Origin of the sequence: Winogradskyella psychrotolerans, assembly GCF_018860565.1 — a bacterium.
Classification (GTDB): domain Bacteria; phylum Bacteroidota; class Bacteroidia; order Flavobacteriales; family Flavobacteriaceae; genus Winogradskyella; species Winogradskyella damuponensis.
This window is the reverse complement of the sequence record NZ_JAHKPS010000013.1, coordinates 260445-278693: the sequence shown is the minus strand read 5'-3', so window position 1 is coordinate 278693 and position 18249 is coordinate 260445. Positions and strand designations below refer to the sequence as shown.

The following is an 18249-nucleotide window of genomic DNA, read 5'->3' as shown; positions in this document are numbered from 1 at the left end:
GTCATTAAAAAATAACATTTCGGTTATTTCTGTTTTTTAAACCAGCACTTCTATTAGATATTTGTGTCAAACAAAACCAAAACCATGAATATACTTGTAAAAATCATAGTCATTCTTTTGCTTAACGTTTTAAGTTATCAGTTACAGGCTCAAGACAATTATTCGGTTACAGTAACCGTAACGAATGCCAATAATGACAAAGGGAAAATCTTTGTAGCACTTTATAATACTGAAACAGGGTTTTTAAAGGAAAACTATAAAAGCCATATAAGTGTCATAGAAAATAAACGTTGCACAGTAACTTTTGAAGGAATTCCTGAGGGTGTTTATGCAGTTTCCGTTTTTCATGATGAAAATGATAATGGAAAAATGGATACTAATTTTATGCATATTCCCAAAGAAGATTATGGCTGCTCAAATGGAGCTACCGGTTTTATGGGACCACCAAAATGGAAGGACGCTAAATTTGAATTGAAAGCTAATAAGACTATAAAAATAAAACTATAACCAAAAAATATATTTATCATGACTAAAAATCTAATCCTAATTGTTTTTCTATTTATTACAGGACTGGCTCAAGCACAAACTAATTTCGAAAAAGGTATGAATAAAGCTTTTGAGCTCTGGCAAGCTAATAAAACTGATGAAGCAGAAAATATGTTTGAACGTATTGCTAATGCAGAACCTAAAGAATGGCTGCCAAATTACTACATCGCTCAGATTAATAGCCTAAAAAGCTGGACAGAAAAAGATGCGACTGTTATAAAGGCACAATTAGATAAGGCACAGCAACATATAGATGCAGCTATGTTAAAAAGTGAAAATAACACAGAATTACTGGTTATGCAGGCTCAAGTTTTTACCAATTGGGTAGCTTTTGATGGTATGACCTACGGTATGAAATACGGAGCTAAAATAGCGGAGTTGTATGATAAAGCTACAGCTTTAGATCCCACAAATCCAAGAGCAGCTTTAGGTAAGGCAGAGTGGGCTATGGGAAGTGCAAAATATTTTGGAAAAGATACAGCACCTTATTGTAAAGACATAGAAGCATCCATTGAACTTTTTAATACCTTTAAGCCAGAGAGTCAATTACACCCTAATTGGGGAAAAGAACGCGCAGTAGCTGTTGCTAAAGATTGTAAAGCCTAATAAATTATGATGAAGTCATTAAAAAAAATAATTCTAACCTTCGCCATTGGATGTGTGGTATTTGTAATAGGGAACCTTTTATCAGATGGTTTTAAATACGATTCTTTTAATGACTTTTTAATTCAATTCGGGTTTTATCAATTGTATGCCTTTGTTCTAGGGTATTCTAATATGGCATTTTTCGATTATATGGAAAAGCGAACTTGGACAAAAGGAGATTATATTAAACGTATACTTATAGGTATTATAGGGAGTACATTCATCACTTTAGTAGGTCTCTTTCTTTTACGAGCAGGAACAGCAGTGTTTTATTATGGAACAGACTTTAATTTATTTATGGAAAAGGAATCCTGGAAAGCCTACTCGTTTGGTATCTGGATAACATTGAGTATTGTTTCTGTTTTTCATGTGGTTTATTTCTATAACCGCTATCAAAAAAATAAGATAAAAGAGCAAAAAGTAATTGCTGGTACGGCAAGTGCCAAGTTCGACGCTTTAAAGAATCAATTAGATCCGCATTTTTTGTTTAACAGTTTAAATGTTTTAACCAGTTTAATTGAGGAAAACCCAGAAAATGCTCAAAAATTCACGACCTCATTATCTAAAGTATATCGTTACGTTTTAGAGCAGAAAAGCAAAGAGTTAGTCACTGTAGATGAAGAGTTGAATTTTGCCAGAACCTACATGTCGCTTTTAAAAATGCGCTTTGAGGATAGTATCATTTTTGAGATTCCGGATAAAGCGTCAAACCCAGAAAGTAAAGTGGTGCCATTGTCATTGCAATTGTTGTTAGAAAATGCGGTAAAGCATAATATGGTCACATCTAATAAACCATTGCATGTTAAGATATATGAAGATGGTAATCACTTGGTAGTGATGAATAATCTACAGCCCAAACAAATAGTAAAGAAGAGTAGTGGTGTTGGTTTAGAAAATATAAAACAACGGTACCAATTACTTACAAATAAAAAAGTACACATCAATCAACGAGAAAAGGATTTTGCAGTCGCAATTCCGATGCTCACAAAACAAGTATCAATCATGAGAACAGCACAAAGATCACAAGAGCGTCTTAACGACGATTATGTAAGAGCACGCAAGCGTGTAGAGGAATTAAAAGCCTTTTATTACAGTTTAATATCTTACGTATTTGTTATCCCTTTTTTAGTATTTATATGGTATAAGTATTCTTATATGACCATTCAATGGTTTTGGTTTCCTGCCTTTGGTTGGGGATTGAGCTTGGTGTTTCAAGCCTACAGAGTCTTTGTAGATGATGGAGCTTTGGGATCAGGCTGGGAAAAGCGAAAAATAGAAGAATATATGCGTAAAGAAGATGAAAATAAGCGTTGGAATTAAACAATCAGATTATGGACAGAAATAAATCAAATTTTAGAAAAGCGAAGCATAAGGTTGAAAAACTAAAGAGTTTTTACACGCACTTAGCAGTTTATTTTATAATTAATTCTATTATAACTGCCGTAAAAGTAATGAGTGGTACTCATAGTGGAGAAACATTTGAAGAGGCCTTTTTTACCTTTTCTACACTAGCATCATGGTTAGTTTGGGGTTTGGTAATTGCTATACATGCGTTTTCTGTATTTGGACTGCCACTTATTATTGGCGACGATTGGGAAGAACGAAAGATACAGCAGTTTATGAATGAAGAATTTGAACACAATAAAAAATATAAGTAATGGAAAAGTTTGAAATAGAATCTTACGAAGACCAAAACGGTTCAACCGATTTTAGAAATGAAGAAGCATATTTACGAGCTAAGAAAAAGGTAGATGCTATCGTTGGTTTTTACTGGCATTTGGCGGTTTATGTGATTGTGAATTTGTTTCTCATAATTCTAATCGGAGTTAATTCTGGTGATGGTTTTTCAGGGTTTGGACCCTATGCCACAGCGTTTTTTTGGGGCATAGGGTTAGCATTTCATTTTTTAGGAGTTTTCGGGACCAATTTTCTATTCGGAAAGAATTGGGAAAAACGTAAAATTCAAGAATTTATGGAAAAGGAAGAGCAGCATTGGGAATAGGGGTTTAATAAAGAGTGAAGAGTTAAAAAGAGATATAAATATTTGAAAATGAACAACCAAGACAAAGAACGACTAAGAAAGGCGAAAGCGAAAGTGAGGCGAATTAAAATTTTCTATATTCACCTAGCAGGATACGTTGTAGGTGTAGCACTTCTTTTGTATAATCTTTATATTGTTTCAGGACCATACACTAATAGTATTATAAGTCTAAATCTGAGTATATTAGTAGCATGGACAGTTTTTATCGTTATACATGGACTCAATGTTTTCAAAGCTAGAGGTATTTTTAATAAGCGTTGGGAGGATCGGAAAACAGAGAAATTCTTGAAGGAAAAAGACGAGCAAACGACCTTTTGGGAATAACATATTTAATTAAATAGAAGAAATTAAAAATATATAAATTTAAGTCATGAATGTAATCATAATAGAAGACGAAAAACCATCAGCAAGGCGCTTACAACGGATGTTAAAAACATTAGATATCAATGCAGAAATCATGTTACATTCGGTGGAGGAGTCTATAGCATGGTTTGAAACAAATGAGCATCCAGATTTGATATTTTTAGATATTCAATTGAGTGATGGTTTGTCTTTTGAGATTTTTGAAGCTATCGATATCAAATCTGCTGTCATATTTACAACGGCTTATGATGAGTATGCGTTGAAAGCTTTCAAATTAAATAGTATTGATTACTTATTAAAACCCATTGATGATGAGGATTTAAAAACGGCTGTTGAAAAATACAAAGGCAGATTGCCTCAAAAACAATCTGTTACCTTAGATTTTAATGATATTAAAAATTTATTGGTGAATCCGATTGAGCGCGAGTACAAAAAACGGTTTTCAGTAAAAGTTGGTCAGCATTTAAAGCTCATTAATATTGAAGATATCGAATGTATTTATAGTGAAAACAAAGGCACTTATGCATTTACCACCGAAGGCCGTAATTATCTTTTAGACGCGACTTTAGATGAGTTAGAAGCCGATTTAGAACCTGATATATTCTTCAGAATCAGTAGAAAGTTCTACGTGAATATCAATGCCATAAAAGATATGGTGAGCTATACCAACTCACGACTTCAAATAAAACTCAACCGTTTTAACGAGCAAGATATTATAGTGGCTAGGGAACGTGTTAAAGATTTTAAAAATTGGTTAGAGTAATATCGGATAGGTTTAAAAATATCTGTAACCGATAAAAGTTGTATCTTTGTAATATGTGGGACGTTAATACAGCATATCGCAACGATTTAGAGACTACATTTAGTAGGTTATTAGACAAGGTTAAGGCTTTAAATGCTGCTAGACCATTGCCCAATATTATATTGCAAAATATTAAAGAATCACTTCTCATAGAGTGGACCTATAATAGTAACAGTATAGAAGGTAATACGCTTAGTTTAAGAGAAACACAAATGGTATTACAAGAAGGCATTACCATAAAAGGAAAATCATTACGAGAGCATTTTGAAGCTAAAAATCACGAAACGGCTATACATAAGTTATATGCTTTAGTTAAGAATGATTATGTTTTAAATGCTAAAGATATTTTAGAGCTTCATGGTTTGGTATTACGTTCTATAGAAGATGATTATGCAGGGCGTTTACGAAACGCTGCTGTTCGTATTTCTGGCGCTAATTTTATACCGCCAAACGCTCGTAAAGTTTCAGAATACTTAGAGACATTAATAAACTATATTAATAACAACCCACAAGGGCTTAATCCTATTGAGTTGGCCACGGTTTTTCATCATAAATTTGTATGGATTCATCCATTTTTTGATGGTAATGGTCGTACTATTCGGCTTGCCATGAATTTATTATTAATGCGTCATGGTTTTCCACCAGCTATTATTTTAGCCAATGATAGAGCTAAATATTACGCAGCACTAAATCAAGCTAATAAAGGAAATTATAGTAAACTCATGTTATTAATGGCTCAGGCTTGTGAGCGTTCAATAAATATCTATATGAGTGCTATTCCGGGTTCAGATAACGATTATCAGTCGATTTCTAATATCGTTGAAGAACCAGAAGTGCCTTATAGCCAAGAATATGTCAGTTTATTGGCACGTCAAGGTAAAATAGATGCTCATAAAGAAGGGCGTAATTGGTACACGACTAAAGAAGCTGTTCTAAATTACATTAATGCTAAAGGGAAATAAAGTTGATGTTTTGAATAAAGACAGGAAAGCTAATTGTAGTATTAATCGACCTCGCGGTTTTTATATAATTCAATAGCCTTTACATAATCTATAGCGCCTTTCATACTTAAATCGTGAATAAAGCCATCCGTTTCAGGATGATTAAGTTTAATCCAATTGGCAAGAGCGTTCACCTCGTTTTGCCATATAGACCAATTAACATCATTACAATCTAGTTCTTTTATTCTTGATATTTTTTCTGCTGTAAATTGAAACTGATAGCGACAGGTCATTGGGTTATTCTTTAAAAATTCAAGCTTTAAAGAACGCATAGAAACAGTCGCAACAAGTTGTCCGTCCTCATGGTTTAAATTAACTAATTCATAATCGGGTTTAAAGATGGAGTCCCATTTAAATTGTTCATAATAGCTCTGATGTGAGTAGGTTGTGGTATAGTCTCCAAAGACTGTTGTAAGACTATCAGCTAATACTTTTTTTATCAGTTTGTAATCCGAATTTTTATAGCCGTTATAGTATGTTTTTATTTGCTTAGATGCTGTATGTTGTTTTTCAGCACAACTCGTAAATACGATGATTATTAATAGGATTATAATGTGCTTCATAGTTTGGTTCTATTCCTTGTCGTCTATTCTATTGTCGTCAAAAGCTGAAGGTAATAACTTAGGAATAAACTTAATAAACAAGGGTAAAAGCAACATACCGCCAGGTAACATAAAGATGGCTAAACTAGGTATGGATTTAAAGATGTCTATGAGTTGCGTTTGAATTTTTTTCTGTTCTTCGTCCGTAAGATTGCGTTGTGTAGATTGGGTTAATAGGTATAAGGCTTCTTTACTTTCAGACAACTCTTTAATTAAACGTTTGCTGTTTCGTTTAATCAATTTTGAAACGACTTTACTACTATTATCATAAAAACTTTGTGCTAAATTTTTAGAACTTAAAAACGCGACCTCATCTTTATGCTCATCATAAAACAGGTTAATGTCATTTATGGATCTTACAATAACCGTATTATCGACACTTAAATCTTTTTTTAATTGATTTAAAAAGCTTTTTTCTTCGTTGTCTATAATCTTGTCAGTCCAAGATGCCATACACACTAAATCTATAACATATAATTTTTCTAAAGGCTCGTTTATTATAGAAATGGCATCAGTATAGGTTAGAAGCTCAGCGTTTTTATAACGAATAGAACCTTCAAACAGTTTAATAAGGTTTTCATCGTATTCAGATTTTACAGTCTTGTTTTCAATAACTGAAAACACAATAGTTTCTAATGCAGATTCAAGATTTTCAACATAGTTTTTAATGTTTTTTTCGTCTTTTAAAAAACGATGATACCCTAAAACATCAACGAATAAAAGGGCGTTAATTAAAAAATAATTAAAACTTTTTGAAATAAAATTATCATCAATATGTATACGCTTATGAATGATTTTTTCCAACAAACTATCAGGTGATTTATCGCTAAATAAATCTTCAAAAAACGATTGTTTTTGATCACTGATAGACTTGTAATATCTAATGAGGCTTTCGGTGAATTGTTCCTTAGGATTTTCCTTGTTATAAATGTAATAGAAGGTTAGCAGTAAATTGGTTTTACAACGTTCTTCTTCACTAAGTTCAAAGGGTTTAACAATATCTAATACCACTTTAATATTACTTCCATATATAAACCCAGTACGTTTTAAATTAATATAAAACGTATCAGTTTCAGTCTGAGAATACACGATTTCAGAAACTTGATTGAGTAATTTTTTTATCCAGCCATTAGCTGATGGATTCATAACATAAAGATTGAAGCTGCAAAGTTAAATTTTTATAGTTATAAATCATTAATTTATTTTGTTAACAAAATTTTGCTTGCAACAGCAATCTTAGGAGTTGTAACATTGATGTCCTTTAATTGAAGCACTTGCTGTATGAGAAGTGCTAGTGTATTGTGTTATGAGTTTTTTATGATGGTTTTGAGTTTTTGTTAATGGAAATATGGCTTTAAAGAATAGACACTTTTTTATTTAAAAAGATAAAGCTTTAACACTTTATCGGCTATAAAAACAACTTAAATTTCTGTATTTTTATGGCCATAAATAAAACAACAAAACATGAAGAGAATATCCCTTACAATTATTGCCTTTATCATTTCATTATCGCCAGCGATGGCAAATGAAGGTATGTGGTTTTTAATGCATATTGAGCGTTTAAATCATCGCGATATGCAAAAAATGGGTTTACAATTAACACCCGAAGAAATTTACAGTATTAACAATCAGAGTTTAAAGGATGCCATTATACAATTTAATGGTGGTTGTACAGCAAGTATTGTTTCAGATAGCGGATTGGTACTAACAAATCATCACTGTGGTTACGATGCTATTGCTGAATTATCTACTGCAGAACAAAACCATTTAAAGAATGGATTTTGGGCAGGATCATTGGCAGAAGAAATGAAGCCAGAAAGCCTATATGTTCGCTTTTTCGTAAGAATGGATGATGTCTCTAAGCGTATGTTAGCTCAAGTAAATGATAGCATGAGTGAAAAAGAGCGTGAAGCTGCACTTAACAAAGAAATAGCTAAAATTGAGCAAGAAAATAATGAAGGAGGAAAATACACTGTTTCTGTACGTTCATTTTATCAAGGAAATGAGTTTTATTATTTCGTCTATGAAGATTATACTGATGTGCGTTTAGTAGGAACACCTCCAGAGAATGTAGGTAAATATGGTGGAGACACAGATAACTGGGAATGGCCAAGACATACTGGTGATTTTTCATTATTCAGAGTTTATGCAGATGCAGATGGAAATCCAGCAGAATATTCAACTGATAATGTGCCTTTAAAAGCAAAATATCATTTACCTGTTAATATTGATGGAGTAAAGGAAAATGATTTTGCTATGATTTTGGGATATCCTGGTCGTACCAACCGTTGGATGCCTGCACAAGGTGTAGAGCAAAATGTAAAATATGCATATCCTGCTTGGGTTGAAGGCTCAAAATTAAGTATGGATGTGATGAAAAAATACATGGACGCAGACGAATCTGTAAACCTAATGTATGCATCAAGCTATGCTAGTATTGCTAACTATTGGAAAAATAGAGCAGGAATGATAAAAGCTTTAACTGAGCATAAAACCGTAGAAAAAAAGAGCAAAACTGAAGCTAAATTTAATAAATGGGCTAATAAGAAAGCGAATAAAGCTATGTACGGAAAAGTTATTGAAAATATCAATAACTATTATAACTTAACAAATGAAAAAGCGAGACAAAGTAATTATTTATTAGGAATGTTACGCTCCAGTAAATTTGCCGTTTTACCTTACAGAATTGGGTCTGGTTTAACACAATATGTGAATGCTAGTGAAGCAGAACGTAAAAACCTTTTACCAAGACTTGAAGCTTTTATTGAAAACTCTTATCAAAATTATCATTTGCCATTAGAAAAGGAAATTTTAGCGAAACAATTAGGCTTGTTGGCTTCAAAATCTAATTATTCTTTACCAGAATTAGTGGCAGAAATAGGAGAAAAAAACAATAATGATTTTACAGCTTATACTAATGCTATTTTTGATTTAAGCCTGTTTTCATCTAAAGAAGGTGCTTTAGCATTCTTACAGTATCCTGATAAAGCTATTTTAGAGAATGATCCGTTATTAAAATTATCAAACCAATTATTAGATAAATATAGAGAAAGTCCTGAGAGTTTAGAGCAGCCAACAAACGATTATCAGGCGTCTTTTAGATTATTAGTAAAAGGTTTACGTGAATCTGGATTAAGTGATATAAAATATCCTGATGCAAATTCTACTTTACGTTTATCTTACGGAAAAGTGAGAGCTTTACCTGCAGATAAAAGAAACGATGCAAATGAAAACAATTACACTACGTTTCAGGGTATGATTAAAAAGTACAAGCCTAACGATAGTGAGTTTGATTTAGACCAAAGCATGTTAGATATCTACGAAAAGAAAGATTATGGACGTTATGCTAACGAACGTGGTCAATTACCTGTAAACTTTTTAACAGATAATGACATTACTGGAGGTAATTCTGGTTCGCCTGTTGTTAATGGAAAAGGAGAATTAATTGGTTTAGCATTTGATGGAAACATTGAAGCTATGGCAGGTGATGTAATTTTCGATAAAGATTTACAACGTACCATTAATGTAGATATTAGATATGTACTATGGTTAATTGATAAATACTCTAACGCAAAACATATTGTTGATGAGTTAACTATTGTTACGAAATCATAATAAGAAAGTTATCTGTAATAAAAAAAGCGACCTGAATTTCAGGTCGCTTTTTTTATGCGATATATTTAGGTATCTTATGTTATGATACCTTTATGAGTGGTATTTTATAATTACTTAATAATACCAGCACATCCAATACGAGCGCCAGCATTACCAGAAGGTTGTGATGTTAAATCATCGATACCAATATGTACAATAATTGCTTTGCCTAAAATATCCTTTGTTTCGTCTCCACAACCAATACACCATTCATTTGTAGATTTACTTACAGTTGCACGACCGTTTGTATTTGCTGTGATATTACCAATATCACCTTTGTGATAGCCCGCTTTGTCTCCCCAAGCACCATGTGGTTGCCCAGTAGGATTCCAATGACCGCCAGAAGACGATCCGTCTTCTGAAGAGCAATCTGCTTTTTCATGAATATGTATGGCATGTTGCCCTTCTTCTAAACCTTTAACAGTTCCAACCATAGTTACAAAACCGTTTTTTTCTACAAAATTAATGGTACCTTCTACATTACTGCCGCTTTTTGGGTATAGTGATACCGATAATCTTTTTTCAGTTGAATTTTGTTCTGCAACATCTTCGGTTTTAACCTTGGTTTCAGAATCTTTTTTTGAGTCTTTACAAGCTATTGCAAATATCATTGCAAATGCAAGTACTATTAATTTTAAATTTTTCATGATTGATTTTAATTATTTTACTAAAGTTAATAATGTAACTGAATTACAAACTTTTTGATACCAGTAGTCTTTGTGGTTGTCTTATAGGTTGTTTTGCTTGTATAAGAATACTTGACATTTATTTGTCTCCAATACCTTTTACAATGCTCAAGCCTGAACCATGCAAATCACTAAAGTGCACTTTCTTTAATTCTGTAATACAGTCCTTTTTTATCAAAAACGATATTACGAGCGTATCTAAACAGATGCCATAAAGATATCTTAAGTGTGTGTGTTAAAATTATGGAAGTAAGGAATGATTAAAGAACTCAATCAATAATATTATTAATGCATTTGCTAGTGATTAGATGAACAATAAGAAGATTGTATATACAGTTTTTATTATTTATCACGTAAATAAGTACTCACCTCAATAGCAACATCTTCCCAAGTTTTGCTAACTCCATCAGCACCTTTATGAAGATCAAAACAAGCTTTGTTTAATGTTTCTAATGCTCCTAATGCATCCCAATCTTTTAGTTGCATTGTGCCTTTCATAGTAACACGTCTTTCATCAGTAATATTAACCTCTAAAGGTAAATCTGCAGTAACCCCATTCATTGTAATAGAGGCAATATATGCGTTATCCATATATTTAATTGTACCTTTTAGTAAGTCCGTATTTAACATAGCACCAAAGAATGATGTTTTTAGTTTTTCATCTCTAGATTCGTCTTTTGTAAACAAGCTACTAATTGGAATAGAAAAATCTAAATTATTTAGAGCTTCACTTGGAGATGCACCTTCTTTTTCTTTAAAATTCAAAGTTGTAAATTCTCCACCAACAGGTAATTTCTCGGTTGTCTTATAAGCTGTCCATTTTACAGAAGTTGCTTCTGGTTTAACAATGTATTTAATTGTGTTTTCAACGGTTTCTTTTTTAACCTCTTCCTTTTCTTTTTCTTGTTTACAAGATGTAAATACTAAAGAAATAACTACAAGTACAGATAAGAATTTTATGCTTTTCATAAGCTGAGTTTTAATTTTTTAGTAAAGTTAAGCAGATAAATACTTTTGTGCAAGGTGAATTGAGATTCTTAAATATGATATTTTACTCTATATGACAAATATCATATTTTAAAAGTCTATATACCATTAATTTTGGCGGTGAATTTTAAGCCATGAGTCACTCTTTAATTAGTAAATATAATGTTTCTGGACCTCGTTATACAAGCTATCCAACGGTCCCTTATTGGAATTTGGAATCATTTTCTTTAAAACAATGGAAAGCTTCTTTAAAACGTTCTTTTGAAGAAAGTAACACGTCCGAAGGCTTAAGCCTTTATATTCATTTACCGTTTTGCGAAAGTCTTTGTACCTTTTGTGGTTGTCATAAACGTATAACCAAACGACATGAAGTAGAATCGCCATATATAAAAGCGGTTTTAAAAGAGTGGAGCTTATACCTCAAATTATTAGGTAGCAAACCAAGGATTAAAGAATTACATCTCGGTGGTGGTACACCCACATTTTTCTCTCCTGAGAATCTTCAGTTTTTGATTTCGGGACTTTTAACGAATGCAGAATTGGCAGAAGACTACGAATTTAGTTTTGAAGGTCATCCTAATAATACCACTGAAGCACATCTTCAAACTTTGTACGATTTAGGGTTTAGACGTGTGAGCTATGGAGTTCAAGATTATAACCTTAATATTCAAAAAGCCATTAATCGCATTCAGCCTTTTGAAAACGTAAAACGTGCCACAGATTTAGCTCGTAAAATTGGTTATACTTCTGTTGGACATGATATCATTTTTGGTTTACCATTTCAAACCGAAGTAGATGTTACAGAAACGATCAATAAAACTAAAGCGTTAATGCCAGATCGCATTGCGTTTTATAGTTATGCACATGTCCCTTGGATTAAAGGAAATGGACAGCGAGGATTTAGTGAAACCGATTTGCCAACCCCAGAATCTAAGCGTTTACAATACGAAACAGGAAAACAATATTTTGAAGAGGCTGGTTATGTAGAAATTGGCATGGATCATTTTGCTTTAAAAAGCGATTCACTTTATAAAGCGATGGAAAATAAAACGTTACATCGCAATTTTATGGGGTACACAGCTTCTAAAACACAAGCAATGATTGGTTTAGGAGTGTCTTCAATTAGTGATAGTTGGTATGGTTTTGCTCAGAATGTAAAATCTAATGAGGAATATTATGAGTTGTTAAGTAAAGATATAATTCCTGTTTTTAAAGGGCATATTTTAAATGCTGAAGATTTAGTGATTAGAAAACACATTCTTAATCTGATGTGCAATTTTGAAACGTCATGGAAGGCGGCTAATTTATCATTTGAAGAATTACCCGAAATTCTCATAAAATTAAAAGAATTTGAATTGGATGGTTTGCTTCATTTTAGAACAAACCAAGTGATTGTTACAGAAAAAGGAAAACCTTTTATAAGAAATATATGTATGGCTTTCGATCTGTTATTGCAACGAAAAAAGCCAGAAACACAGTTGTTTTCAATGACAATTTAAAACTTTAATACAATGAAAAAAATAATTGTACCAGTAGATTTTTCAGAACATTCTGAATTTGCACTCGAAGCTGCTGCAGGTTTAGCTAATAAATATGGCTCTGAGCTTATTGTATTGCACATGCTAGAATTGTCTTATGCAATTATATCGTCAGCCACAGAATCACAAAACCAAGAAGTTGTTTTTTATTTAAAATTAGCAGAACAAAAGTTTGAAACTTTTTTAGATAAACCTTATTTAAAGGATGTAAAAGTAACACCAATAGTAAAACATTTTAAAGTTTGGAGCGAAGTTAATGATCTCGCAGAAGAACATGGTGCAGATCTTATTGTGATGGGATCCCAAGGCATAAGTGGAGTAAAAGAAGTTTTGATAGGTTCTAATACTCAAAAAGTTGTTAGGTATGCTAATATTCCGGTCTTAGTCATTAAACATAATCCAATTTTGTTAGATTTTGAAAATGCTGTTTTTGCTAGTGATTTTTCAGAAGAAGCTGTTGCACCGTATTTAAAAGCAAAGACAACTTTCAATAAACTTGGTTCTAAAATGCATTTGGTTTATGTAAATTCTCCTGATGGCAATTTTAGAAGTTCTTCTGAAATAGATAAAAAAGTCGCTAACTTTTTAAGAAAAGCAGAAGGGAATTTAGACAATTTGAAAAGTGTTAATGTGGTTTCCGATTATTCTATAGAGAAAGGAATACTTAACTTCTCTAATGTTATTGGAGCAGATGTTATTGCTGTAGCAACTCATGGTAGAAAAGGCTTGTCACATATTTTTGAAGGTAGTGTCTCTGAAGATATTGCAAATCATTCTACTTTACCAGTTATGACATTCAAAATATAATTTTGATATTTTAGTAGTTAGTTTTTTTAATATCAAACTAAAATGCCAGAGATTAAGTTTTCTGGCATTTTTTTGTTTTTAGAGACTCATTTTTAGTAAATGACGCCTTATCCTGATAAATATCATATTTTTAATATATACTATAAGCTACTTTTGATTATTAATAAGACAATTTTATCCTATTTAAAACAGTTAGATGTAATTTTTTTTTAAACACTAAAAACCACAACCAAAATGAGAACATTAAAATTATTATTAGGCATTGTAGCTTCAGGATTACTCATTTTATCATCTTGTAAAGAGAATGATCAAAAAGAGAATTCTAGTACCGCAGAAATTCCCGTAAGTAGAGAAATGATAGCAGAATTAACTGCTCCACCAAATGTACCAACCCCAGTTGGTAGACGAAAAGCAAAAAAGCTTATTGTTAATATGGAAATTCTTGAAGAAGAAGGCGAATTAACAGATGGAGTAAAGTATGTATATTGGACCTTTGGAGGTTCTGTACCAGGTAGTTTTATTAGAACACGGGTAGGTGATGAAGTAGAATTCACATTATCTAATCACCCAGACAATAAACTACCACACAATATAGATTTACATGCTGTAACGGGGCCAGGAGGTGGAGCAGAATCTTCTTTTGTAGCACCAGGACATGAAAAAACATTTTCCTTTAAAACATTAAACCCAGGCCTTTATGTTTACCACTGTGCAACAGCACCTGTAGGAATGCATATTGCAAATGGAATGTATGGTCTTATTCTTGTAGAACCAGAAGGCGGACTACCACAAGTAGATAAGGAATACTATATTATGCAAGGTGATTTTTACACTAAAGGTAAAAACGGTGAACGTGGCTTACAGCCTTTTGATATGCAAAAAGCCGTTGACGAAAATGCCGACTACGTTGTATTTAACGGAAGCGTTGGAGCATTAACAGGCGACAATGCTATAACAGCTAAAGTAGGCGAAACGGTTAGACTTTATGTTGGTAATGGTGGACCAAACCTCGTCTCTTCTTTCCATGTTATTGGTGAAATATTTGATAAAGTACACGTTGAAGGTGGTGACCTCGTAAATGAAAATGTACAAACTACATTAATTCCGGCAGGAGGTGCAGCTATAGTAGAGTTTAGAGTTGATGTTCCAGGAACATTTATCTTAGTAGATCATTCCATTTTTAGAGCCTTTAATAAAGGGGCTTTAGGAATGCTTAAAGTGGAAGGTGAAGAAGAAAAGAAAATCTACTCTGGTGAAATTAGAGAAGGTATTTATTTGCCTGAAGGACCAGGAATACAAAACATGCCAACAACTGATGAAATTGTAGAATCGGAAATTCCAGCAAAATCTTTTGAAGAACAAATGGAATTTGGAAAACAAATTTATATGCAAACCTGTTTTGCTTGTCACCAAGCCGAAGGGCAAGGTATTCCTAATGCGTTTCCTCCTTTGGCAAAGTCAGATTATTTAAATGCCGATGTAGATAGAGCAATTGGAGTTGTTATCAATGGATTAAGTGGCGAAATCACTGTAAACGGTGAGAAGTATAATAGCGTTATGACCAAGCAAATGATTTCTTCAGACGATGTCGCAAATGTATTAACTTACGTTTACAACAGTTGGGGAAATTCTAAAAAAGTAGTAACCAAAAAGATGGTTGACGACGTTAAAAAGAAATAATATTATGAAAACCAAAGTCTTTAGTTTGTTCATGTTGTGTTTAGGAGTTCAATCTTTAATGTTTGGGCAGGCTAAAGACATGGTTCTTATAGAAGGGAGCCGTTATATTCCTTTATACGGAAGAGATTCTATAGTCGTTGAAGTCAAAGATTTTAAGATGGATATCTATCCTGTATCTACTGAAAATTATAAGCAGTTTTTAAAAGATAATCCTAAATGGAGGAAATCTAAGATCGTGTCGTTATTTGCAGATAAAAGCTATTTATCTAACTGGAAAACCGATTTAGAACCAAACGACTCTATTCATCCTAATAGTCCGGTTAACTACGTGTCGTGGTTTGCTGCAAAAGCCTATTGCGAATGTCAAAATAAGCGCTTACCAACAATTGACGAATGGGAATATGTTGCCATGGCAGACGAAACCACAAAAGATGCACGTGTTAAACCATCTTATAACGCACAAATTTTAGCTTGGTACGAAGCTCCTAGAACAAAGGAAAACCGCATCGGTGAAACACCAAAAAATGCTTGGGGAGTTTACGATTTACACGGTTTAGTTTGGGAATGGACTTTAGATTTTAATTCGGTATTAATCACTGGAGAATCTAGAAAAGATGTAGATAAGGATAGTAATCTATTCTGTGGAAGTGCAGCAGTTAATGCTACAGATTTAATGAATTATGCTGCATTTATGCGTTATGCCATTAGGGGAAGTTTAAAAGCTAAATACGCTATGAAAAACCTAGGTTTTAGATGCGTACAAGATATTAAAAAAGAAAACAAATGAACGTTTCAAAGAAAAATCACAAACACGTCATCCATATAAATAACGTGAGTAACTATTTAAAATTAACAATCTCAGTGTTGGTATTGTTAATGGTTGTAACATCATGTAAATCGGATGGATCAAAAACATCTGACACAGCATTAGTTATGTACCAATGTCCAATGCAATGCGAAGGAGACAAAACCTATGATGAAGCAGGTAGCTGTCCTATTTGTAACATGGATTTAAAACAATTAGAAACAGCTTCAAAAGACATAGAAACTGATGAGATTTCAGAGGAATCTATTTTCAACTTAACGAGTAAATGGCATACTGAAGAAGGTAATGAAATTCAACTTGAAGACCTTAAAGGAAAAACTTTAGTTATGGTAATGATTTATACCTCGTGTAAAGCAGCTTGCCCAAGATTGGTGGCCGATATGCGAAATATTGAAGCTAAAATTCCTACTGAAAATATTAAGAATGTACAATTCGCATTGGTCTCTATTGATCCTGAAACAGATACTCCTGAGCGTCTAAAAGCATTCGCCATAGAAAATGAAATGGACGGTGAGCAGTGGACGTTTTTACAAGGTACAGTTGATGGAGTTAGAGAATTTGCCAATGTATTATCTGTAAAGTATAAAGAGATTTCTCCAATAGACTTTTCGCATTCTAATATTATTAGTGTGTTTAATCCGGCAGGAGAATTAAAACACCAACAAGAAGGTTTAGGCGTAGATAATAAAGAAACTATTGAAGCCATCCTTCAGTTAACCCAATACTAATTTAAAGATGAAAATACTACTAACAATTCTTTGCTTAGGAGTTGTAATGACATCCTATGCGCAAGAATTTGAAATTTCGGCAGAATTAAGACCACGATTTGAATACAGACATGGTTATAAAACACTGATTCCAGATGATACAGACGCTGCAACATTTATATCGCAACGTACACGATTAAATTTTAATTACGGAAGTGAAACATTGAATGCTTTTGTGTCGTTTCAAAATGTGAGAGTTTGGGGCGATGTTCCAACGACGTCTTTGGAAGACAAAAACGGAATTGCATTGCATGAAGCTTGGGCAGAATTAGTTTTTAATCCAAAATTAGCCGTAAAATTAGGTCGACAAGAAATCAATTACGATGATCAAAGAGTTTTTGGAAATGTAGGCTGGGCACAACAAGCTAGAAGCCATGATGCTATAGTTACCACTTACCAACCAAATACAACGAATCGTTTCGATTTTGGTTTGGCTCTAAATGCAAATGAAGAAACTGTTTTTGACACAGATTACGCCGTTAATAATTATAAGGCATTTCAATATATATGGTATCATACTAATCTAAAAAATGTTGGATTAAGTGTTTTACTATTAAACAACGGTTTAACCTATATGGATGAAAACGATGAGCAAAAAGTAGATTATAACCAGACCATAGGTTCTAGAATGACATTCCAAAAAAACAAATGGCAGACTGATGCGTCTATCTATTTTCAAACTGGGTCAATAGCAAACACAGATTTGAGTGCTTTTAATATTGCGGCTAATGCCTTTTATAAAATTAATGCTGAATTTAAAACGGGATTAGGTATAGAATATCTTTCAGGTACTGATATGAACACTACTGAAAACAAGCTAAAATCATTTAATCCTTGGTTTGGTACGAATCATAAATTTAATGGATTGATGGATTATTTTTATGTGGGCAACCATTCTAATTCTGTAGGATTACTAGCTCTTAAAGCGAGCTTAGAGTACCAAAAAGAGCGATTTTCTGCAAAACTAACGCCTCATATATTTTCATCTGCGGCAACTGTTGTAGACCAGACAGGAAAAGAAATGAGCAATGCATTGGGCACCGAATTAGATTTGGTATTGGGTTATAAGTGGACCAAAGACATCAGTTTTAACGCAGGCTATTCGCAAATGTTTGCCACAGAAACGATGGAGGTTTTAAAAGCGGGCAATAAAGACAATGCTAACAATTGGGCTTGGTTAATGATTACGGTTAAACCAAGTTTATTTAAAACAACACTGAATAATTAAAGCTTAGCATAATTCCCAATATTAGGGGAAATTTAAAAAGAAACAGCAGTATATTTAAATAGTTTTATAACGAATT

19 protein-coding genes are annotated in these 18249 nt (G+C 32.9%); 15 read left to right on the top strand and 4 right to left on the bottom strand.

The features are described from left to right. The first annotated feature begins 84 nt into the window (after positions 1-84). The 8 genes from KO504_RS05850 to KO504_RS05815 are packed head-to-tail and all read left to right on the top strand — an operon-like array spanning position 85 to position 5359. Positions 85-507: a DUF2141 domain-containing protein gene (locus KO504_RS05850; RefSeq protein WP_215925392.1), complete on the top strand. Its 423-nt coding sequence runs from the start codon at positions 85-87 to the stop codon at positions 505-507. 18 nt (positions 508-525) lie between these two features. Then, on the top strand, positions 526-1152 hold the full coding sequence (locus KO504_RS05845; protein ID WP_215925391.1) for a tetratricopeptide repeat protein: 627 nt from the start codon (positions 526-528) through the stop codon (positions 1150-1152). Positions 1153-1158: 6 nt separating this feature from the next. Further along, a complete protein-coding gene (locus KO504_RS05840; protein ID WP_215925390.1) occupies positions 1159-2511 on the top strand; it encodes a histidine kinase in 1353 nt (450 codons plus the stop codon). Positions 2512-2522: 11 nt separating this feature from the next. Then, entirely contained in the window at positions 2523-2849 is a 327-nt protein-coding gene (locus KO504_RS05835; protein WP_215925389.1) for a 2TM domain-containing protein, read from the top strand. Further along, the gene (locus tag KO504_RS05830; RefSeq protein ID WP_215925388.1) at positions 2849-3193 is read left to right on the top strand and encodes a 2TM domain-containing protein; all 345 of its coding nucleotides are present in this window, start codon (positions 2849-2851) and stop codon (positions 3191-3193) included. Before KO504_RS05835 ends, KO504_RS05830 begins: the two co-directional genes overlap by 1 nt. 48 nt (positions 3194-3241) lie before the next feature. Further along, on the top strand, positions 3242-3556 hold the full coding sequence (locus tag KO504_RS05825) for a 2TM domain-containing protein (protein ID WP_215925387.1): 315 nt from the start codon (positions 3242-3244) through the stop codon (positions 3554-3556). A gap of 46 nt (positions 3557-3602) precedes the next feature. Next, a complete protein-coding gene (locus tag KO504_RS05820; protein ID WP_215925386.1) occupies positions 3603-4358 on the top strand; it encodes a LytR/AlgR family response regulator transcription factor in 756 nt (251 codons plus the stop codon). 53 nt (positions 4359-4411) lie between these two features. After that, positions 4412-5359, top strand: a complete 948-nt coding sequence (locus tag KO504_RS05815) for a Fic family protein (protein WP_215925385.1) — start codon at positions 4412-4414, stop codon at positions 5357-5359. 41 nt (positions 5360-5400) lie between these two features. Here KO504_RS05815 and KO504_RS05810 read toward each other — a convergent pair whose 3' ends face one another. Both KO504_RS05810 and KO504_RS05805 read right to left on the bottom strand, forming a co-directional pair. Continuing rightward, positions 5401-5961: a hypothetical protein gene (locus KO504_RS05810; protein WP_215925384.1), complete on the bottom strand. Its 561-nt coding sequence runs from the start codon at positions 5959-5961 to the stop codon at positions 5401-5403. Positions 5962-5970: 9 nt separating this feature from the next. After that, positions 5971-7146, bottom strand: a complete 1176-nt coding sequence (locus KO504_RS05805; RefSeq protein ID WP_215925383.1) for an LETM1-related biofilm-associated protein — start codon at positions 7144-7146, stop codon at positions 5971-5973. A gap of 318 nt (positions 7147-7464) precedes the next feature. Here KO504_RS05805 and KO504_RS05800 point away from each other — a divergent pair, with 318 nt between their 5' ends. Next, positions 7465-9615: a S46 family peptidase gene (locus KO504_RS05800; RefSeq protein ID WP_215925382.1), complete on the top strand. Its 2151-nt coding sequence runs from the start codon at positions 7465-7467 to the stop codon at positions 9613-9615. Positions 9616-9725: 110 nt separating this feature from the next. On the opposite strand, the gene KO504_RS05795 is transcribed toward KO504_RS05800, so the two are convergent. Both KO504_RS05795 and KO504_RS05790 read right to left on the bottom strand, forming a co-directional pair. Then, positions 9726-10301 (bottom strand): superoxide dismutase family protein, encoded by a 576-nt coding sequence (locus KO504_RS05795; protein WP_215925381.1) that lies wholly within the window; start codon positions 10299-10301, stop codon positions 9726-9728. A gap of 381 nt (positions 10302-10682) precedes the next feature. Beyond that, entirely contained in the window at positions 10683-11309 is a 627-nt protein-coding gene (locus KO504_RS05790; protein ID WP_215925380.1) for a YceI family protein, read from the bottom strand. Positions 11310-11461: 152 nt separating this feature from the next. Here KO504_RS05790 and hemN point away from each other — a divergent pair, with 152 nt between their 5' ends. The 6 genes from hemN (at position 11462) to KO504_RS05760 (ending at position 18173) form a co-directional block, all read left to right on the top strand. Then, positions 11462-12826 (top strand): oxygen-independent coproporphyrinogen III oxidase, encoded by a 1365-nt coding sequence (gene hemN, locus KO504_RS05785; RefSeq protein ID WP_215925379.1) that lies wholly within the window; start codon positions 11462-11464, stop codon positions 12824-12826. Positions 12827-12838: 12 nt separating this feature from the next. Then, entirely contained in the window at positions 12839-13672 is an 834-nt protein-coding gene (locus tag KO504_RS05780) for a universal stress protein (RefSeq protein WP_215925378.1), read from the top strand. Between the two features lie 234 nt (positions 13673-13906). Continuing rightward, positions 13907-15352 carry a copper-containing nitrite reductase gene (nirK, locus tag KO504_RS05775; RefSeq protein ID WP_215925377.1) on the top strand — a complete coding sequence of 482 codons (1446 nt, stop codon included), beginning with the start codon at positions 13907-13909 and terminating at the stop codon, positions 15350-15352. 4 nt (positions 15353-15356) lie between these two features. After that, a complete protein-coding gene (locus KO504_RS05770) occupies positions 15357-16139 on the top strand; it encodes a formylglycine-generating enzyme family protein (protein ID WP_215925376.1) in 783 nt (260 codons plus the stop codon). A 146-nt stretch (positions 16140-16285) separates the two neighbouring features. Continuing rightward, positions 16286-16906, top strand: coding sequence for an SCO family protein (locus tag KO504_RS05765; protein WP_436840191.1), 621 nt, complete (start codon positions 16286-16288; stop codon positions 16904-16906). Positions 16907-16913: 7 nt separating this feature from the next. After that, positions 16914-18173, top strand: a complete 1260-nt coding sequence (locus tag KO504_RS05760) for an alginate export family protein (RefSeq protein WP_215925375.1) — start codon at positions 16914-16916, stop codon at positions 18171-18173. Positions 18174-18249 lie beyond the last annotated feature (76 nt).